The 16,164-nt window shown below is 33.6% G+C and carries 15 protein-coding genes; all 15 read left to right on the top strand.

Translation table 11 applies throughout. The features are described from left to right. Positions 1-65 precede the first annotated feature (65 nt). The 15 genes from TD18_RS04495 (at position 66) to TD18_RS04425 (ending at position 15,987) form a co-directional block, all read left to right on the top strand. Positions 66-488 (top strand): PepSY-like domain-containing protein, encoded by a 423-nt coding sequence (locus TD18_RS04495; RefSeq protein ID WP_040249084.1) that lies wholly within the window; start codon positions 66-68, stop codon positions 486-488. A gap of 122 nt (positions 489-610) precedes the next feature. Further along, complete coding sequence (fabG, locus tag TD18_RS04490; RefSeq protein WP_040249081.1) at positions 611-1,357, top strand: 3-oxoacyl-[acyl-carrier-protein] reductase; 747 nt, start codon at positions 611-613, stop codon at positions 1,355-1,357. Positions 1,358-1,364: 7 nt separating this feature from the next. After that, the gene (locus TD18_RS04485) at positions 1,365-1,721 is read left to right on the top strand and encodes a bleomycin resistance protein (RefSeq protein WP_040249077.1); all 357 of its coding nucleotides are present in this window, start codon (positions 1,365-1,367) and stop codon (positions 1,719-1,721) included. 16 nt (positions 1,722-1,737) lie between these two features. Then, positions 1,738-3,771 (top strand): hypothetical protein, encoded by a 2,034-nt coding sequence (locus TD18_RS04480; protein ID WP_040249074.1) that lies wholly within the window; start codon positions 1,738-1,740, stop codon positions 3,769-3,771. A gap of 12 nt (positions 3,772-3,783) precedes the next feature. After that, a complete protein-coding gene (locus TD18_RS04475; RefSeq protein ID WP_040249070.1) occupies positions 3,784-4,596 on the top strand; it encodes a prohibitin family protein in 813 nt (270 codons plus the stop codon). Between the two features lie 257 nt (positions 4,597-4,853). After that, complete coding sequence (gene hisG / locus TD18_RS04470) at positions 4,854-5,711, top strand: ATP phosphoribosyltransferase (protein WP_040249068.1); 858 nt, start codon at positions 4,854-4,856, stop codon at positions 5,709-5,711. Further along, positions 5,711-6,997 carry a histidinol dehydrogenase gene (hisD, locus tag TD18_RS04465; RefSeq protein ID WP_040249065.1) on the top strand — a complete coding sequence of 429 codons (1,287 nt, stop codon included), beginning with the start codon at positions 5,711-5,713 and terminating at the stop codon, positions 6,995-6,997. The genes hisG and hisD overlap by 1 nt, the downstream gene beginning before the upstream one ends. After that, positions 6,994-8,040 (top strand): histidinol-phosphate transaminase, encoded by a 1,047-nt coding sequence (hisC, locus tag TD18_RS04460; RefSeq protein WP_040249062.1) that lies wholly within the window; start codon positions 6,994-6,996, stop codon positions 8,038-8,040. Before hisD ends, hisC begins: the two co-directional genes overlap by 4 nt. Continuing rightward, positions 8,037-9,170, top strand: a complete 1,134-nt coding sequence (gene hisB, locus TD18_RS04455; protein WP_040249060.1) for a bifunctional histidinol-phosphatase/imidazoleglycerol-phosphate dehydratase HisB — start codon at positions 8,037-8,039, stop codon at positions 9,168-9,170. Before hisC ends, hisB begins: the two co-directional genes overlap by 4 nt. Beyond that, on the top strand, positions 9,170-9,751 hold the full coding sequence (hisH, locus tag TD18_RS04450) for an imidazole glycerol phosphate synthase subunit HisH (RefSeq protein WP_040249058.1): 582 nt from the start codon (positions 9,170-9,172) through the stop codon (positions 9,749-9,751). The genes hisB and hisH overlap by 1 nt, the downstream gene beginning before the upstream one ends. Continuing rightward, the gene (hisA, locus tag TD18_RS04445) at positions 9,748-10,464 is read left to right on the top strand and encodes a 1-(5-phosphoribosyl)-5-[(5-phosphoribosylamino)methylideneamino]imidazole-4-carboxamide isomerase (protein WP_040249056.1); all 717 of its coding nucleotides are present in this window, start codon (positions 9,748-9,750) and stop codon (positions 10,462-10,464) included. The genes hisH and hisA overlap by 4 nt, the downstream gene beginning before the upstream one ends. 3 nt (positions 10,465-10,467) lie before the next feature. Beyond that, positions 10,468-11,223: an imidazole glycerol phosphate synthase subunit HisF gene (gene hisF / locus TD18_RS04440; protein WP_040249053.1), complete on the top strand. Its 756-nt coding sequence runs from the start codon at positions 10,468-10,470 to the stop codon at positions 11,221-11,223. A gap of 46 nt (positions 11,224-11,269) precedes the next feature. After that, the gene (gene hisIE, locus TD18_RS04435) at positions 11,270-11,866 is read left to right on the top strand and encodes a bifunctional phosphoribosyl-AMP cyclohydrolase/phosphoribosyl-ATP diphosphatase HisIE (RefSeq protein ID WP_040249050.1); all 597 of its coding nucleotides are present in this window, start codon (positions 11,270-11,272) and stop codon (positions 11,864-11,866) included. Positions 11,867-11,968: 102 nt separating this feature from the next. Further along, entirely contained in the window at positions 11,969-15,115 is a 3,147-nt protein-coding gene (locus TD18_RS04430) for a zinc-dependent metalloprotease (protein WP_040249046.1), read from the top strand. Positions 15,116-15,204: 89 nt separating this feature from the next. Next, a complete protein-coding gene (locus TD18_RS04425) occupies positions 15,205-15,987 on the top strand; it encodes a tRNA pseudouridine synthase A (protein ID WP_040249043.1) in 783 nt (260 codons plus the stop codon). The last annotated feature ends 177 nt before the right edge of the window (positions 15,988-16,164 follow it).

The raw sequence follows: 16,164 nt of genomic DNA, 5'->3' as shown, positions 1-16,164 counted from the left end.
ATTAGTAAACGAGCTAAACATGAATATTCCAAAAATGTATCTTTAGATAAACAAATAATAGCAATATGAAACATTTAATAACAGTATTATTAGTAACCCTTTTTAGTTTTAACTGCCAAAACACAGTGAACGCTCAGGCACCTGATGCAGTAAAAGAAACATTTCAAAATTTGTATCCTGGTGAAAATGATCCAGATTGGGAGAAAGACTCTAATGGTAATTATGAATCCCATTTTAAAATTGATGGTATTAAATATCGTGCTGATTTTTCACCAGATGGTAAGTGGATAGAAACGGAAACCAGTATTGATAAGGACGATTTGCCTGAAGCCATCAAAGAGGTTATTAAGTCCAAATATAATGATGAAGAAATAACTGAAATTGAAAAAGTAGAGCATCATTCTAAAGGTTTATTCTATGACGTAGAATTTAAAAAGAAAGGTAAAAACATGGATGTAGAATTTAGATCTAACGGCGAAATTATTTAGATATAACCCAAATAAAATAGAATATTAAACCTCATAATTAAATTATAAATTTTGAGGTTTTTTTATTGATAGCAACTTCAATTTGCTATATTTGAAAACCAACTATTTTAAGACAATCATACATGAAATTATTAGAAGGAAAAACAGCAATTATAACTGGCGCAAGCCGTGGAATTGGAAAAGGAATCGCTGAAGTTTTTGCTCAACATGGTGCAAACATAGCATTCACATATAGCGCTTCGGTTGAAGCAGCAAATGAACTAGAAAATGAATTAAATGCTTTAGGTATCAAAGCTAAAGGATATCAAAGTAATGCCGCAAATTTTGATGATGCGCAACAGCTTGCTGAGCACGTTCTTGAAGAATTTGGTAGTATTGACATTTTAGTAAATAATGCAGGAATTACCAAAGACAATCTTTTAATGCGTATGGGAGAAGAGGATTTCGATAAAGTAATTGAAGTGAACCTGAAATCTGTTTTCAATATGACTAAGGCGGTTCAACGTACGATGTTAAAGCAACGCAAAGGCTCTATCATTAATATGAGTTCTGTTGTTGGTGTTAAAGGTAATGCAGGCCAGACCAATTATGCGGCGTCCAAAGCGGGTATTATTGGTTTTTCTAAATCTGTGGCTTTAGAACTTGGTTCTAGAAATATTAGAAGTAACGTCATTGCTCCAGGATTTATTGAAACTGAAATGACAGCGAAGCTTGATGAAGATACCGTTAAAGGTTGGCGTAATGCGATTCCATTAAAACGTGGAGGTACACCTGAAGATATTGCCAATGCTTGTGTGTTCTTAGCGAGTGACATGAGTGCATATATTACTGGTCAGACCCTCAATGTTGATGGTGGAATGTTAACATAATTGGGTTATGCTTGATGCTATTCATCCGAAATTGCCAATGCGTAATAAAGAAATAACTAAAAATTATTACATCAATAAGTTAGGTTTTAAAATGATTGGGAATGATGATTATGATCATTATTTAATGTTAGAACAAGACCACATTCAAATTCATTTTTTTGAATTTAAGGAGCTTGATCCTAAACAGAATTACGGTCAAGTTTACATAAGAACTAATACTATTGATAATCTATATCAGTCGATGCTGGATAATCATATTGACATTCATCCAAATGGTTCGTTAGTAACAAAACCTTGGGGAATTAAAGAATTCTCTTTACTGGATCCAGATCATAATTTATTAACTTTTGGAGAAACTATTTAATACATAATCATCGTAATTGCAAACAGACACCGTAGTATATATCATCATATCTGGATTATTAGCGCTAGTACTAGCGCTTTTTCAGTATATCTTCAAATCAAAAAAAACGACTAAAATCTACTGGTTTTTAGCATTTCTTAGATTTGTAAGTATCTTTTCTGTGTTGTTGCTTTTAATCAATCCGAAATTTGATAAAATGTCATTTTATGACGAAAAACCAAATCTAATTATTGCTGTAGATAATTCAGAATCTATTAGTTATCTCGAGCAATCCGATAACACTACCCGTTTAATTGAGAACATCAAGCAGAATGAGCAACTCAACGATAATTTTAATTTGAAGTTTTATACCTTCGGAAAATCAATTAATTCTACAGATTCATTAGCATTTAATGATAAACAATCGAACATTGCTCTGTTGTTTGATCGTTTGTCTGAAGTGTACAATAATTCTATTTCGCCAACACTATTAATCACAGATGGTAATCAAACTTATGGTTACGACTATGAGTTTATGACCAACCGTTATAAACAAGCGATTTTCCCAGTGATATTGGGTGATACAACAACGTACACTGATATTAAAATCCAACAACTTAATGTCAACAGATATGCCTATTTAAAGAATAAGTTTCCTGTTGAAATTATAGCGACTTACAATGGAAATATAGCGGTTGATACTCAGTTGAAAATTACTTCAGGTAATACAACAGTATATTCAAAACCCTTAAATTTTAGTAAAAGTCAAAGTTCGCAAATAGTTAATTTAAATTTACCAGCAAATCGCGTAGGCGTAGGGAGTTATAGAGCAGAAATTATTCCTTTAAACAATGAGAAAAATACCATCAATAACGTCAAAAATTTTGCTGTAGAAGTTATAGATCAAAAAACTAATGTAGCCATTGTTTCAGATATTATGCATCCCGATTTAGGTGCTCTAAAAAAGTCTATTGAGAGTAATGAACAACGAAACGCTGAAATTTTAACTTCAGTAAATTTTTTAAAACAATCAAATGATTTTCAATTGGTTATAGCATATCAACCAACTAATAACTTCAGGTTATTATTTAATGAAATAGACAGATTAAAACTGAATAAAATAGTTATTGCAGGTACCAAAACAAACTGGACACTTTTAAATCAGTTACAAAGTAATTACAGTCAGGAAGTCACTAATCAAACGGAAAACTTTCAGCCTTCAGCAAATCAAAATTACAGTACGTTTATTGTTGATGATTTAAACTTTGAGGCTTTTCCACCATTACAATCAGAATTTGGAGAAACTAAATTCACAGTACCTTTTGAAACGCTACTTTTCAAAACAATAAACGGAACTCAAATTGAAGAACCCTTATTATCAACTTTTGAAATTAACGATAGGCGAGAAGCTTTGCTTTTAGGTGAGGGCATCTGGAGATGGAGAGCACAGAGCTACTTAGATGAAAAGTCGTTTAATACGTTTGATAATTTTATTGGCAAATTGGTTCAGTATTTAAGCTCCAAACAACGACGTTCCCGATTAAATATCAATTACGAATCCTTTTATAATGGAAACGATAATGTAAAAATTACAGCGCAGTACTTTAATAAAAACTATGAGTTTGATGCAAATGCGAATATCAATATTATTTTATCAAATAGAGACACTGACAAAACCATAACATATCCATTTGTATTAAAAAACGCCAATTATCAAGTTGATTTAAGCGGATTAGAAGCTGGTGAATACACATTCACAGTAAAGACATCTGATGGAACAATTTCCAAATCTGGCGAGCTTAAAATTTTAGAGTATAATGTAGAACAACAATTCCTGAATGCAAATGTCGCAAAACTGGAGAGTCTCGCGTCTAAAAGCAATGGAAAGGCCTATTTTATTGATAATACAGATTCAATGATTAGCGATTTATTATCCGATTCCAGATTTGCTACTATTCAAAAGAGCAGTAAAAAAGTCGTACCTTTGATCGATTGGAAATATCTTCTCGCACTTATTGCTCTTAGTCTAGCAATGGAGTGGTTTATTAGAAAATATAACGGACTTATTTAAAAAACAAAAACTATGGAAAAATTACCTAAAGGAGGCGTGATCACAATACTTGTTATTCTCGCCGTTCTAATACTTTTATTTAAATCAGTAGTCACAATAGATTCTGGTCATGCAGGAGTTTTGTATCAATTAGGAGGTGGTGTTGATCCTGAGAGCGAGCCTCTTGGTGAAGGTATTAACTTTGTTGCGCCTTGGAACAGTGTTATTGATTATGAGGTTAGACAACAAGAATTACCAGAAAAAATGTCAGTATTGTCTTCAAACGGACTAGATATCAAGCTAGATGCATCTGTACTTTATCAACCTGATTATAAAAACTTAAGCAGACTGCATAAAGAAAAAGGTAAAGAATATATCAGCAGAGTTTTACAGCCTGCAATTCGAAGTGCTGCTCGTAGTGTCGTTGGACGATATACTCCAGAACAATTATATTCAAGTAAACGTGATGCTATACAAGATGAGATTTTTGAGGAAACAAAAAAAATTGTAGAGCCTCAATACATTCAATTAAACAACATTTTAATTAGAGACGTGACCTTACCTCCAACAATTAAAGAAGCTATTGAACGTAAACTTAAACAAGAACAAGAATCTTTAGAATACGAATTTAGATTAGTAACCGCTAAAAAGGAAGCTGAAAAAGTGATTATTGAAGCCCAAGGTAAAGCAGATGCCAATCGAATTTTAAGTGCATCTTTAACAGATAAAATTCTTCAAGACAAAGGTATTGAAGCGACTGTAAAACTTTCAGAATCACCAAATAGTAAAACCATTATTATTGGTTCAGGAGAATCGGGAATGCCAATAATTTTGGGTAATCAATAGTGTTAACAAAAATTTAGTAACCAATTATTAGGATTTCTAAATTATAATTTGCAAACTTTGTTTATTAATATTTAACAAATGACTTTTATTCAACTACATCATCATCATTTTCATACTAGCGCTCAAGCGAGATGAGAATGTATTGAATAAAATCAAGATATTTTAAAACCGTTTGAGTAAATCAAGCGGTTTTTTTATTCCTTCACATGTAGGAATTTCAACTCTAAAGATTTACTCAAACTTAATAAAAAGAAAACATGAGTAAATTAAAAATTGCTGTTCAAAAATCGGGAAGACTACACGACGATTCAATGAAAATTCTTCAAGACGTAGGAATTTCTATTGACAATGGAAAAGATCAATTAAAAGCATCTGCTAAAAACTTTCCTTTAGAAGTGTTTTACCTTAGAAATGGAGATATTCCACAGTATTTAAAAGATGGTGTAGTCGATGCTGCTATCATTGGAGAAAATGTGCTTATAGAAAAAGGTAATGGTATTTCTGTTATTGAAAAACTCGGCTTTTCGTCGTGTAAAGTGTCAGTAGCAGTTCCTAAATCTTCAAAATATAAATCTATCAAAGATTTAGAAGGCAAGCGTATCGCAACTTCTTATCCAAATACCGTCAATCAGTTCTTAAATCAAAATAAGGTGAGTGCTAATTTGCACATCATTAATGGTTCCGTTGAAATTGCACCTAATATTGGACTGGCTGACGCCATTGTTGATATTGTATCAAGTGGAAGTACGCTATTTAAAAATGGATTAAAAGAAGTTGAAGTTTTACTAAAATCTCAAGCAGTACTTGCTGTTTCTCCTTTAATAAGTTCTGAAAATCAAGATATTTTAAATAAGCTTCAGTTTAGATTACAATCGGTTTTAAGAGGAAGGCGAAACAAATACGTGTTACTTAATGCACCAAATGACAAACTGGAAGCAATTATAAATATTCTTCCTGGAATGAACAGTCCAACTCTATTACCACTTGCAAAAGAAGGTTGGAGTTCATTACATTCTGTTATTAATAAGAATGAGTTTTGGGAAGTCATCGATGAATTGAAACAACATGGCGCAGAAGGTATATTAGTTTGTCCAATTGAAAACATGGTATTGTAATGAAAACCTATTTAAATCCAAATAAAAACGAATGGTCAGCTATTTTAAAGCGACCAACACAAACGGTTGAAAATATTGAAGAAACTGTTAACGCTATATTTAATGATGTACAACGAAGAGGCGACGAAGCCATTTCAAAATATACAGAATTATTTGATGGTGTTTTGTTAGACAACACTGAAGTTTCCGAAGAAGAAATAGAGAAAGCTTCAAATCTTGTTTCAGCAGATTTAAAAAAGGCAATTCAAACAGCAAAATCAAATATAGAACGCTTCCATACGGCTCAACAAACAGAACGTGTATTAGTGCAAACGTCTGAAGGAATTGAATGCTGGCAGGAAAAACGCCCTATTCAGAAAGTCGGATTATACATACCTGGTGGAACGGCACCTTTATTCTCAACAGTACTAATGCTAGCCGTTCCAGCACAAATTGCAGGCTGTAAGGATATTGTATTATGTTCTCCACCTAATAAACAAGGAAAGATTGCAAACGAAATTCTTTATACGGCACAACTATGTGGTGTCACAAAAATCATTAAATCTGGTGGTATTCAAGCCATTGCTGGACTTACTTTTGGAACCAAGACATTTCCGCAGGTGTACAAAATTTACGGACCAGGAAACCAATTTGTAACAGTAGCAAAACAATTAGCAACTAAATACGGTGTTGCCATTGATATGCCTGCTGGTCCGAGCGAATTATTGATTGTTGCTGATGACTCTGCTAAACCCGAATTTGTGGCTTCAGATTTATTAAGCCAAGCAGAACATGGTGCAGATAGTCAAGTTATATTGGTTACAACATCAAAAACCTTATTAGCTTCTGTTGCAGCTGAAATTGAAATACAGCTTCAGGAATTACCAAGACGCATAATGGCACAACAAGCTATTGATAATTCAAAGCTAATATATGTAGAATCGAATCAAGTAGCCATGGACATGATTAATGAATATGCACCTGAACATTTTATCATTTGTACTAAAAATGAAGACTTCTATATTAATAATATTCAAAATGCTGGTTCGGTCTTTATTGGAAATTACACACCTGAAAGCGCTGGAGATTATGCATCAGGCACGAATCACACGTTACCAACAAATGGATTTAGTAAAGCCTATTCTGGTGTAAACCTAGACAGTTTCACAAAAAGTATTACGTTTCAGAAGATAACAAAAGAAGGACTAAAAAACATAGGAAATACCATAGAAATTATGGCTGAAGCAGAAGGCTTGCAAGCCCATAAAAATGCAGTTTCAATACGATTAAAAGATTTAGAATCATGAAGAATTTCAATCTTAATACATATGTAAGAAGCAACGTATTAAATCTAAAACCTTATGCTTCAGCTCGTGATGAATACAAAGATATTTCAGGCGAGATGGTGTTTCTTGATGCTAACGAGAATCCATTCGAAAATGGAGTTAACCGCTATCCAGATCCACAACAGAAAACTCTTAAAACACGATTAAGTCTTTTGAAACAAGTTTCAGAAAAACAGATTCTTTTGGGAAATGGGAGTGACGAAATATTAGATTTAATTTTTAGAGCTTTTTGTGAACCTAATACCAATCAAATCATTACGACACCACCAACATATGGTATGTATGAAGTTTTGGCAAATCTTAATGCTATTGCTATTAAAAAAGTTGAATTGAACTCTCTCTTTCAACCCAAAGTAGATGCAATCTTAGAAGCACAAAATGATCAAACTAAACTTTTATTTTTGTGCTCTCCAAATAACCCAACAGCCAATAGTTTTAATGTAGAATCAATCACGACTTTAATTTCTAAATTTAAAGGAATCGTAGTTATTGATGAAGCTTACATTGATTTTTCAACTGAAGAAAGCTGGGTAAAGAAACTTCATGAGTTTCCAAATTTAATTGTAACACAAACTTTATCTAAAGCCTATGGCATGGCTGGAATTCGTTTGGGGATTTGTTTTGCTTCTGAAGAAATTATTGCTGTGTTGAATAAAATCAAACCACCTTATAACGTGAATGAATTAACACAACGAAAAGCTTTAGAAAGATTGTCTCAACCTGAAAAGGTTTCAGAAGACATTCAGCACATACTTCAGCAACGAAAGCACTTACTAGCAGAATTAACGGCAATTAACTTTATAGAATTTGTATATCCATCAGATGCTAATTTCATTTTAGTAAAAGTAGATGATGCGAATACACGTTATTTTCAACTTATTGAAAAAGGAATTGTGGTGAGAAATAGGACAAATCAACCATTATGTCAGAACTGCCTCAGATTTACTGTTGGTACCGAACGAGAAAATAATAACTTAATTACAGCACTAAAACAACTACAATGAAACGCGTATTATTTATAGACAGAGACGGCACTTTAATCAAAGAGCCTGCAGATGAACAAATCGATTCATTTGAAAAGCTAGAATTTTATCCCAAAGTCTTTCAATACTTAAGTAAAATCACTAATGAATTGGATTTTGAAATCGTGATGATTACCAATCAAGATGGTTTAGGAACAAATGTTTATCCTGAAACCAATTTTTGGCCAGTACATAATTTCATTATAAAAACTTTTGAAAGCGAAGGAATTTCTTTTAAAGAGCAATTCATAGATAGAACGTTTGCTAAAGATAATGCACCAACGAGAAAACCTAATACAGGATTATTAACAAAGTATTTTTCATCAAACTACGATTTAGCTAATTCTTTTGTTATTGGTGATCGATTAACAGATATTGAGCTTGCAAAGAATCTAGGATCTAAAGGTATTTTTATTAATGATAATACAAATTTGGGTACTGATGAAATTACTGTAAAACGAGAAACCTTAAATAATGTAATTGCTTTGGAGAGTAATGATTGGGAGGTTATTTACAAGTTTCTAAAGACCGATGTTAGAACTGGAAGTATTGAACGAAATACGAATGAAACTAAAATTAAAATCGCTTTAAATCTCGACGGAACAGGAAAGAGCAATATCAATACAGGTCTTGCCTTTTTTGATCACATGTTAGATCAAATTGCACGTCATGGCCATTTAGATTTAGAAATTAATGTCATTGGTGACTTAGAAGTTGACGAACACCACACAATTGAAGATACTGCAATCGCTCTAGGTGAAGTATTTGCTAGTACTTTAGGAAATAAGTTAGGTATTGAACGTTATGGCTTTTCTTTGCCTATGGACGATTGTTTAGCTCAGGTTGCTATTGATTTTGGAGGCCGAAATTGGTTAGTTTGGGAAGCAGAGTTCAAACGCGAAATGATTGGTAAAATGCCTACAGAAATGTTTTTTCACTTTTTCAAATCATTTACTGATGGTGCAAAATGCAACCTTAATATCAAAGCAGAAGGCTCCAACGAGCATCATAAAATTGAAGCTATTTTTAAGGCCTTTGCCAAAGCCATAAAAATGGCTGTGAAACGCGATGTTGAAAAAATGATTTTACCATCAACTAAAGGCATGCTATAATGAACACAGTTATCATCAATTATGGTGCAGGCAACATCAAAAGTTTGGAGTTTGCTTTTAAGAGGCTAGGTGTGGAAACCATACTTTCAAACGATACTGAAATTATTAAAACGGCAGATAACATTATTTTTCCTGGTGTTGGCGAAGCAAGTTCGGCAATGAAAATGTTGAAAACAAACAAATTAGACACACTTATTCCACAATTAAAACAACCTGTTCTTGGAATTTGTTTAGGTATGCAATTGTTGTGTAATTATACTGAAGAGGGTAATACTAACGGATTAGGAATTTTTGATGTCAATGTAAAACGTTTTTCCAATAAGGTTAAAGTGCCACACATAGGTTGGAATACTATTAAAAATTTAAAATCAGATCTGTTTAAAAGCATTAATGAAAACGAATACATGTATCTTGTACACAGTTATTATGCTGAAAAATGTTATGAAGCAATTTCAACATCTGATTATGAATTTGAATATGCATCGGCTTTGAAACACAACAACTTTTACGGTGTGCAATTTCATCCAGAAAAAAGTAGTACTGCAGGAGAACAGCTATTAAAAAACTTTTTAGAATTATGAGAATTATTCCAGCAATAGATATTATGGACGGAAAATGTGTTCGTCTGAGAAAAGGTGATTACAATACAAAAAAAATTTATAATGAAAACCCTCTTGAGGTCGCTAAAGAGTTTGAAGGTGCAGGTATTCAATACCTCCATTTGGTAGACTTAGATGGCGCAAAGGCTCAGCATATAGTTAACTACAAAGTTCTGGAACAAATAACATCTAAAACGTCACTGAAAATAGATTTTGGTGGTGGTTTAAAATCTGATGAAGATTTACACATCGCATTTAATTCCGGTGCAAAACAAATCACAGGTGGAAGTATTGCCTTAAAACATCCTAAAACGTTTGAAGGATGGCTCTCAAAATATGGTGCTGTCAAAATTATTCTTGGTGCAGATTGTAAACACGAAAAGATTGCCGTTAGTGGCTGGCAGGAAGAAAGTGACAAAGAGGTCATTCCTTTTATTAAATCGTATGAAAAGAAAGGAATTAAATATGTAATCTGTACAGATATATCAAAAGATGGTATGCTTGAAGGACCTTCATTTGAATTATACAAACGTATTTTAACAGAATCACGTGATATCAAATTAATCGCATCTGGAGGAGTAACTTCATTAAGTGATTTAAATGCTTTGGAAGATTTGGGATGTGAAGCTGCTATTATTGGAAAAGCGCTTTATGAAGGTCATATCAGACTTAGAGATCTAGAAACCTATTCTTAAATTATGCTAACAAAACGAATTATTCCTTGCCTAGATATTAAAAATGGGAGAACCGTAAAAGGAGTCAACTTTGTTGGTTTGCGTGATGCTGGTGATCCCGTAGAATTAGCAAAGCAGTATGCGGCAAAAGGAGCCGACGAATTGGTGTTTCTTGATATATCTGCAACATTAGAACAACGTAAAACCATGCACAATATGGTTTTAAAAGTTGCTGAACATATTAATATTCCTTTTACAGTTGGAGGCGGCATCTCATCTATTGAAGACGTCGATGACTTATTACATTGTGGTGCAGATAAAGTCTCTATTAATTCCAGTGCTGTTAAACGTCCGCAATTGATTAATGAATTATCTAATAAATTCGGTAATCAATGCATTGTGGTTGCTATAGATGCCAAACAAATTGAGGATGAATGGTTTGTTCATTTAGCCGGAGGAAGTATTCCCACAAACTTAAGGTTATTTGATTGGGCAAAAGAAGTTGAACAACGTGGTGCTGGTGAAATTCTCTTTACTTCTATGAATAATGATGGCACAAAACATGGGTTTGCTAATAAGGCTTTGGCAAAACTGTCAGAAATGGTTAACATCCCAGTTATTGCATCAGGAGGAGCTGGAAGCGTTCAACATTTCATTGATGCCTTCAAAAACGGAAATGCTGATGCTGCACTTGCTGCTAGCGTGTTTCACTTTGGTGAGATTGAAATTTCAGATTTAAAACACGAATTAAGAAAACAAAATATCGAGGTCAGGCTTTAAGTTTGACATGCTGAATTTAATTTGGCAACTCATAATTAATTACGATATGACTATAGATTTTAATAAAAATAACGGACTTGTTCCAGCTATTATTCAGGATGCAACTAGTTACAAGGTGCTGATGTTAGGATATATGAATGAGGAGGCTTTAAAGACAACTCTGGAGACTAATTTGGTGACGTTTTTTAGTAGAACGAAACAGCGTTTATGGACTAAAGGTGAAGAAAGTGGTAATGTTCTCAATCTGGTAAGTATGAAATTAGATTGTGACAATGATACACTGTTAATTATGGTCGACCCTCAAGGCTCAACTTGTCACACAGGCTCAGACACCTGCTGGAATGAGGACAATTCTTCGAATTATGGCTTTTTATCCAAACTGGAAGGTATTATTAATGATAGGAAAATTAATCCCTCAAATGAAGATTCCTATGTAGCATCATTATTTTCTGAAGGTATTAATAAAATTGCACAAAAAGTAGGAGAGGAAGCTATTGAAGTTGTCATCGAAGCTAAAGATTCTAATGATGATTTGTTTTTAAATGAAAGTGCCGATTTGTTATTTCACTTTTTAATTTTATTGCAAGCAAAAGAATTTCAATTAGAAAATGTAGTCCAAGTACTACATAAAAGACACAATTAACTGCTGCCTTTTACAGTTACACGATGAATTAACCTTTTTTCTTGATTGTTTTTAATTGAATTGGATTATATTTGAAACAAATAGTCAACTAAAATCATCATTATGAAATCCTTTACTTATTTTGTAGCCTTAGTATTTTTATGCTTTGGTTATTTGTCTTTTGCACAAGAATGTGGATTTGACAGCCAAAGAGAATTACTTCGCCAAAATCCAGAATTTGTTGAGCAAGAAGAGCAAATGGAAGAAAAGATTCAAAAATATATTGAGTCTTTCGAGAGTCAAAATAGATCTGGAAATATGCAAAATAGAATGGGTGGAGTAATCACTATTCCAGTAGTAGTTCATGTGCTTCATTTAGGTGAATCTGTTGGTACTGGTACTAATATTTCTGATGCTCAAATTCAGAGTAGTATTGACAACCTCAATGATTTTTACAGAGGCCTCACAGCGGCTAGTCCTATAGATTTTGAAATACAATTTGCTTTAGCACAGCGTGATCAAAACTGTTTAGCAACCACTGGAATTAATCGAATTGATGCTTCTGGTGTTCCTAATTACTCCTCTGATGGTGTTTCGTTTTTAGGTCCTGGAGCAGATGAGACCACTTTAAAAGATTTAAGCCGTTGGCCAGAAACCGACTATTTTAATGTGTGGATTGTCACCGAAATTGATGGTAACAATGGAGGTGGCGGATTTCAAGGCTATGCCAATTTTTATAATGGAAATCCGTATGAAGGTTCAGTAATGATGTATTCTGTTTTTGGATATGATCCTACTAATGCCAATCCGTCTTGGCCTTTAAACTTTGCACGAGATAATAGTACAGTGGTTCATGAAGCTGGACATTATTTTCATTTGTACCACACCTTTCAAGGCGATGATGCTAATGGTGATGGTGTTTCTGACCAGTGTCCGGACGATAGTGATGTAGGAACTAATGGTGATGGTTGTGCAGATACTGTCCCTCACCAAAGAGAAACGAGTACTTGTCCTACAACTAATTTTTGTGACAGTGGAAACCCTTGGGCAGATAATAATACCATCAATAATATCATGAGTTATTATTGGTGTACAGATTTAATGACAAATGATCAAAAAACTAGAGTAAGAGGCGCTATGGAAGGCACAGCAATTGCTAATTCTAAAGGTGATGAACCTGTTGATCCTACTTATAGTTCACCTGTTTCTGCGTGTAATAATAACGCAACATCTACTTTTTCTTCTGGAATTGTTGGTGTAGAATTAAATGGAGTAGCATTTACATCTTTTAGCTCGGGAAGTGATGGTGGTAATATTGATAATTCTGGAAATTGTTCTAATTACTTTGAAATAGATGCTTCAACTTCAAACACAGTAAATGTTACGATGTTTCCTGTTAATTGGCAACAATTGGGCGTTTGGATTGATTGGAATGATGATGGTGATTTTGATGATGAGGCTGAGCAACAATATTTAGCAAATGACTTAGCAGAAGATACTACGACACCAGTATTACTAACTTATCCTACTGCAATACCTTATGGTGATTATGTTAGGATTCGATTAATTTCTGAGTTAGACGACAGATATGGTGGTGTCAGTTTGATTGATTCAGCATGTTATACATCTTTAGTAACTGGTCAGTCTGAAGATTATACAATTTACATTCAACCTTCGGCTGGTCCAACAATCTATACGTATAATAATGGCTGGTCACCAAGTGATCCAACAGGTGTGGCTTTAGCTACTGATATGATTAATGTGGTTGCTGGAGACATAACATTAACAGCGAATACGCAATGTGACGAATTAACGATAGAAGCAGGTGCTTCAGTAACCATAAATTCTGGTGTAACGATGACAACAACAACTGTTGAATTAAATTCATCATCAAGTCAGTTCTCCAGTATGATAGTTAACGGAACTCTTACAGGGACTGTAAATTATAATAGATATGCAGCTCAAGTTGGTCCTGTAGGATCTAACGATTTAATTTCAGCACCACTCTCAGGACAAAGTTTTGGCACATTTGAAACTTCAAATCCGAACTTACCAGCCTCAGGAACTCTAAGAGCATTTGCTGTTTACAACACCGTTACTGGAGCTTATGAAAATTACGATGCTGTTGCAAATTCAGCAACAACGATGAATTCAGGTCAAGGATATCGAACAGCATCAACTGATGGAAGTTCATTAACCTTTACTGGAACCGTTTTAAGTTCAGATGTATTAAACGTTCCAATTTCTGATGCTGAACCAGGTAATGCTTGGAACCTTATTGGCAATCCATATGCAAGTTATATTGATTTTAGTGAATTCTTCTCTGTTAATCAATCTCAATTTGATTCTGCAAGTGCTTATCAAGCCATCTATGGCTATGATGGTGATGCTTCGAATGGCTGGACCGTTTGGAATCAAGCAACTATTTACGACAAGGCAATAACCGAATTAATTGCTCCGGGACAAGCATTTTTTGTTAAAGCGAAATCAACAGGAGGATTAGTCGATTTTACCACAACAATGAGACGGACTGGTAATGCTGATGATTTTATTTCTGGACGTTCGGCAGAAAACATCAATATTGTATTGAGTAAAATTTCGCTTATAAGTACAACAAATAATGCGTATACAGACATTTACTTTATTGATGGAACAACTAGAGGTTTGGATCATGGTTTTGATGCTGGTTCATATCAAGGTGCGGCCGGAGAATTTTCGATATTCACCAACCTTGTTGAAGATAATGAAGGTTTAGATATGGCCATACAATCTTTACCATTTAATGATTTTAATGACGTTGTTATTCCATTAGGTGTAAATGCCGTCGCTAATGGAGAAATGACCATTAGCATTAATGATGCTTCATCTTTACCACCAAGCGTAAATGTGTATCTTGAAGATACTGTAGCAAACACATTAACCTTATTAAGTAGTACAGATTATACATTTACACCAGCTGGTAATCTAACAGGAACAGGTCGCTTCTTTTTAAGATATTCTGCCGACACCTTATCGTCGTTAGAATCTCAATTAGAAACGGTATTGATATACTCAAATCATTCCACTAAAGAACTGATTATCAAAGGTCAGTTAACAGAAAATAGTATTGCTACGCTTTACGATATTCAAGGTCGAGTAGTCCTAAATAAAAACTTAAATGTTTCAAATACAGTTAACACGATTAATGTTCATGATTTGAGTGCTGGAGTTTATATTGTACAGCTGTCAGATGGAAACACTACTAAAACTCAAAAACTTGTTATAAAATAAGTTCAAATATTTTGAAATATGAACAGTCACTAATCTATTTTAGTGGCTGTTTTTTTTGGAATATATATTAAAATAACGTTCTTGTTATCATGTTCAATAAGCGCTTTTATTATTTAATTAAGATTCAGTATTTAGGATATCGGTTTCATGGATGGCAAAAACAGCCAAAATTGAAAACCATACATTTTATGATTGACAGAACACTAAATTTCATTCTTGACGGAAAGCAATTTAAAACCCTTGGCTCTGGACGTACTGACGCTATGGTGTCTGCAAATGAATCGGCTTTTGAATTGTTCGTTTACGAGAAAATTGAAGACGAAACTGCTTTTTTAAATCTGTTTAATCATAACCTTCCTCAAGATTTAAGAGCCTTAGCGATTGAAGAAGTCAATGCCGAATTTAATATCATTCAGCATTCTAAAATTAAAGAATATGTTTATTTGTTTACATTCGGACAGAAATGTCATCCGTTTTGCGCGCCTTTAATGACAACGATTTTAGACGATTTAGATATTGAGATTATGAAAGAAGGTGCTCGACTTTTTGAAGGCGAACATAATTTTAAACCCTATTGCTTCAGAGCTACAGATCAAGGTTTATATACCAGAACAGTGGATAGTTGTAAATTAATTGAAAACACATTATTTACTGCAAATTTCTTTCCAGAGAACACATATACATTAATTGTAAAAGGAAAAGGTTTTGGACGAAATCAAATTCGTTTAATGATGGGAACGCTCATCAAATTGGGTAGAGGAGAAGTCGATTTAAATTATATTGAAAACTCCTTAAAACAGGACAGCTCAGAAGTGATGGATTTTATTGCACCTGCTTCAGGCTTGATTTTGAATTCGGTAGAGTTTGAGTAATTTTTTACATAGAGGTGCAAAGTCGTATTGAATTATGTGATTTCACTTGCCCTTTAGTTTTGTTAAGATGTAAAGTTGTTTGTTGTTGAGTAGGTTGATTATTATAAAAACCATAATCTCTTTTTTTAATATGATTAAACTTTTCACACGAGTGAGCTACAGCTTTACAACTAACGA

This window comes from Psychroserpens mesophilus (assembly GCF_000826645.1).
Classification (GTDB): Bacteria; Bacteroidota; Bacteroidia; order Flavobacteriales; family Flavobacteriaceae; genus Psychroserpens; species Psychroserpens mesophilus.
This window is presented reverse-complemented; position numbering and strand designations above follow the sequence as displayed.

What these genes read in the sequence shown, in the direction of transcription:
- TD18_RS04495 (WP_040249084.1), top strand. Translation starts at nt 66, where the DNA reads ATGAAACATTTAATAACAGTATTATTAGTAACCCTTTTTAGTTTTAAC.
- fabG (WP_040249081.1), top strand. Translation starts at nt 611, where the DNA reads ATGAAATTATTAGAAGGAAAAACAGCAATTATAACTGGCGCAAGCCGT.
- TD18_RS04485 (WP_040249077.1), top strand. Translation starts at nt 1,365, where the DNA reads ATGCTTGATGCTATTCATCCGAAATTGCCAATGCGTAATAAAGAAATA.
- TD18_RS04475 (WP_040249070.1), top strand. Translation starts at nt 3,784, where the DNA reads ATGGAAAAATTACCTAAAGGAGGCGTGATCACAATACTTGTTATTCTC.
- hisG (WP_040249068.1), top strand. Translation starts at nt 4,854, where the DNA reads ATGAGTAAATTAAAAATTGCTGTTCAAAAATCGGGAAGACTACACGAC.
- hisD (WP_040249065.1), top strand. Translation starts at nt 5,711, where the DNA reads ATGAAAACCTATTTAAATCCAAATAAAAACGAATGGTCAGCTATTTTA.
- hisC (WP_040249062.1), top strand. Translation starts at nt 6,994, where the DNA reads ATGAAGAATTTCAATCTTAATACATATGTAAGAAGCAACGTATTAAAT.
- hisB (WP_040249060.1), top strand. Translation starts at nt 8,037, where the DNA reads ATGAAACGCGTATTATTTATAGACAGAGACGGCACTTTAATCAAAGAG.
- hisH (WP_040249058.1), top strand. Translation starts at nt 9,170, where the DNA reads ATGAACACAGTTATCATCAATTATGGTGCAGGCAACATCAAAAGTTTG.
- hisA (WP_040249056.1), top strand. Translation starts at nt 9,748, where the DNA reads ATGAGAATTATTCCAGCAATAGATATTATGGACGGAAAATGTGTTCGT.
- hisF (WP_040249053.1), top strand. Translation starts at nt 10,468, where the DNA reads ATGCTAACAAAACGAATTATTCCTTGCCTAGATATTAAAAATGGGAGA.
- hisIE (WP_040249050.1), top strand. Translation starts at nt 11,270, where the DNA reads ATGACTATAGATTTTAATAAAAATAACGGACTTGTTCCAGCTATTATT.
- TD18_RS04430 (WP_040249046.1), top strand. Translation starts at nt 11,969, where the DNA reads ATGAAATCCTTTACTTATTTTGTAGCCTTAGTATTTTTATGCTTTGGT.
- TD18_RS04425 (WP_040249043.1), top strand. Translation starts at nt 15,205, where the DNA reads ATGTTCAATAAGCGCTTTTATTATTTAATTAAGATTCAGTATTTAGGA.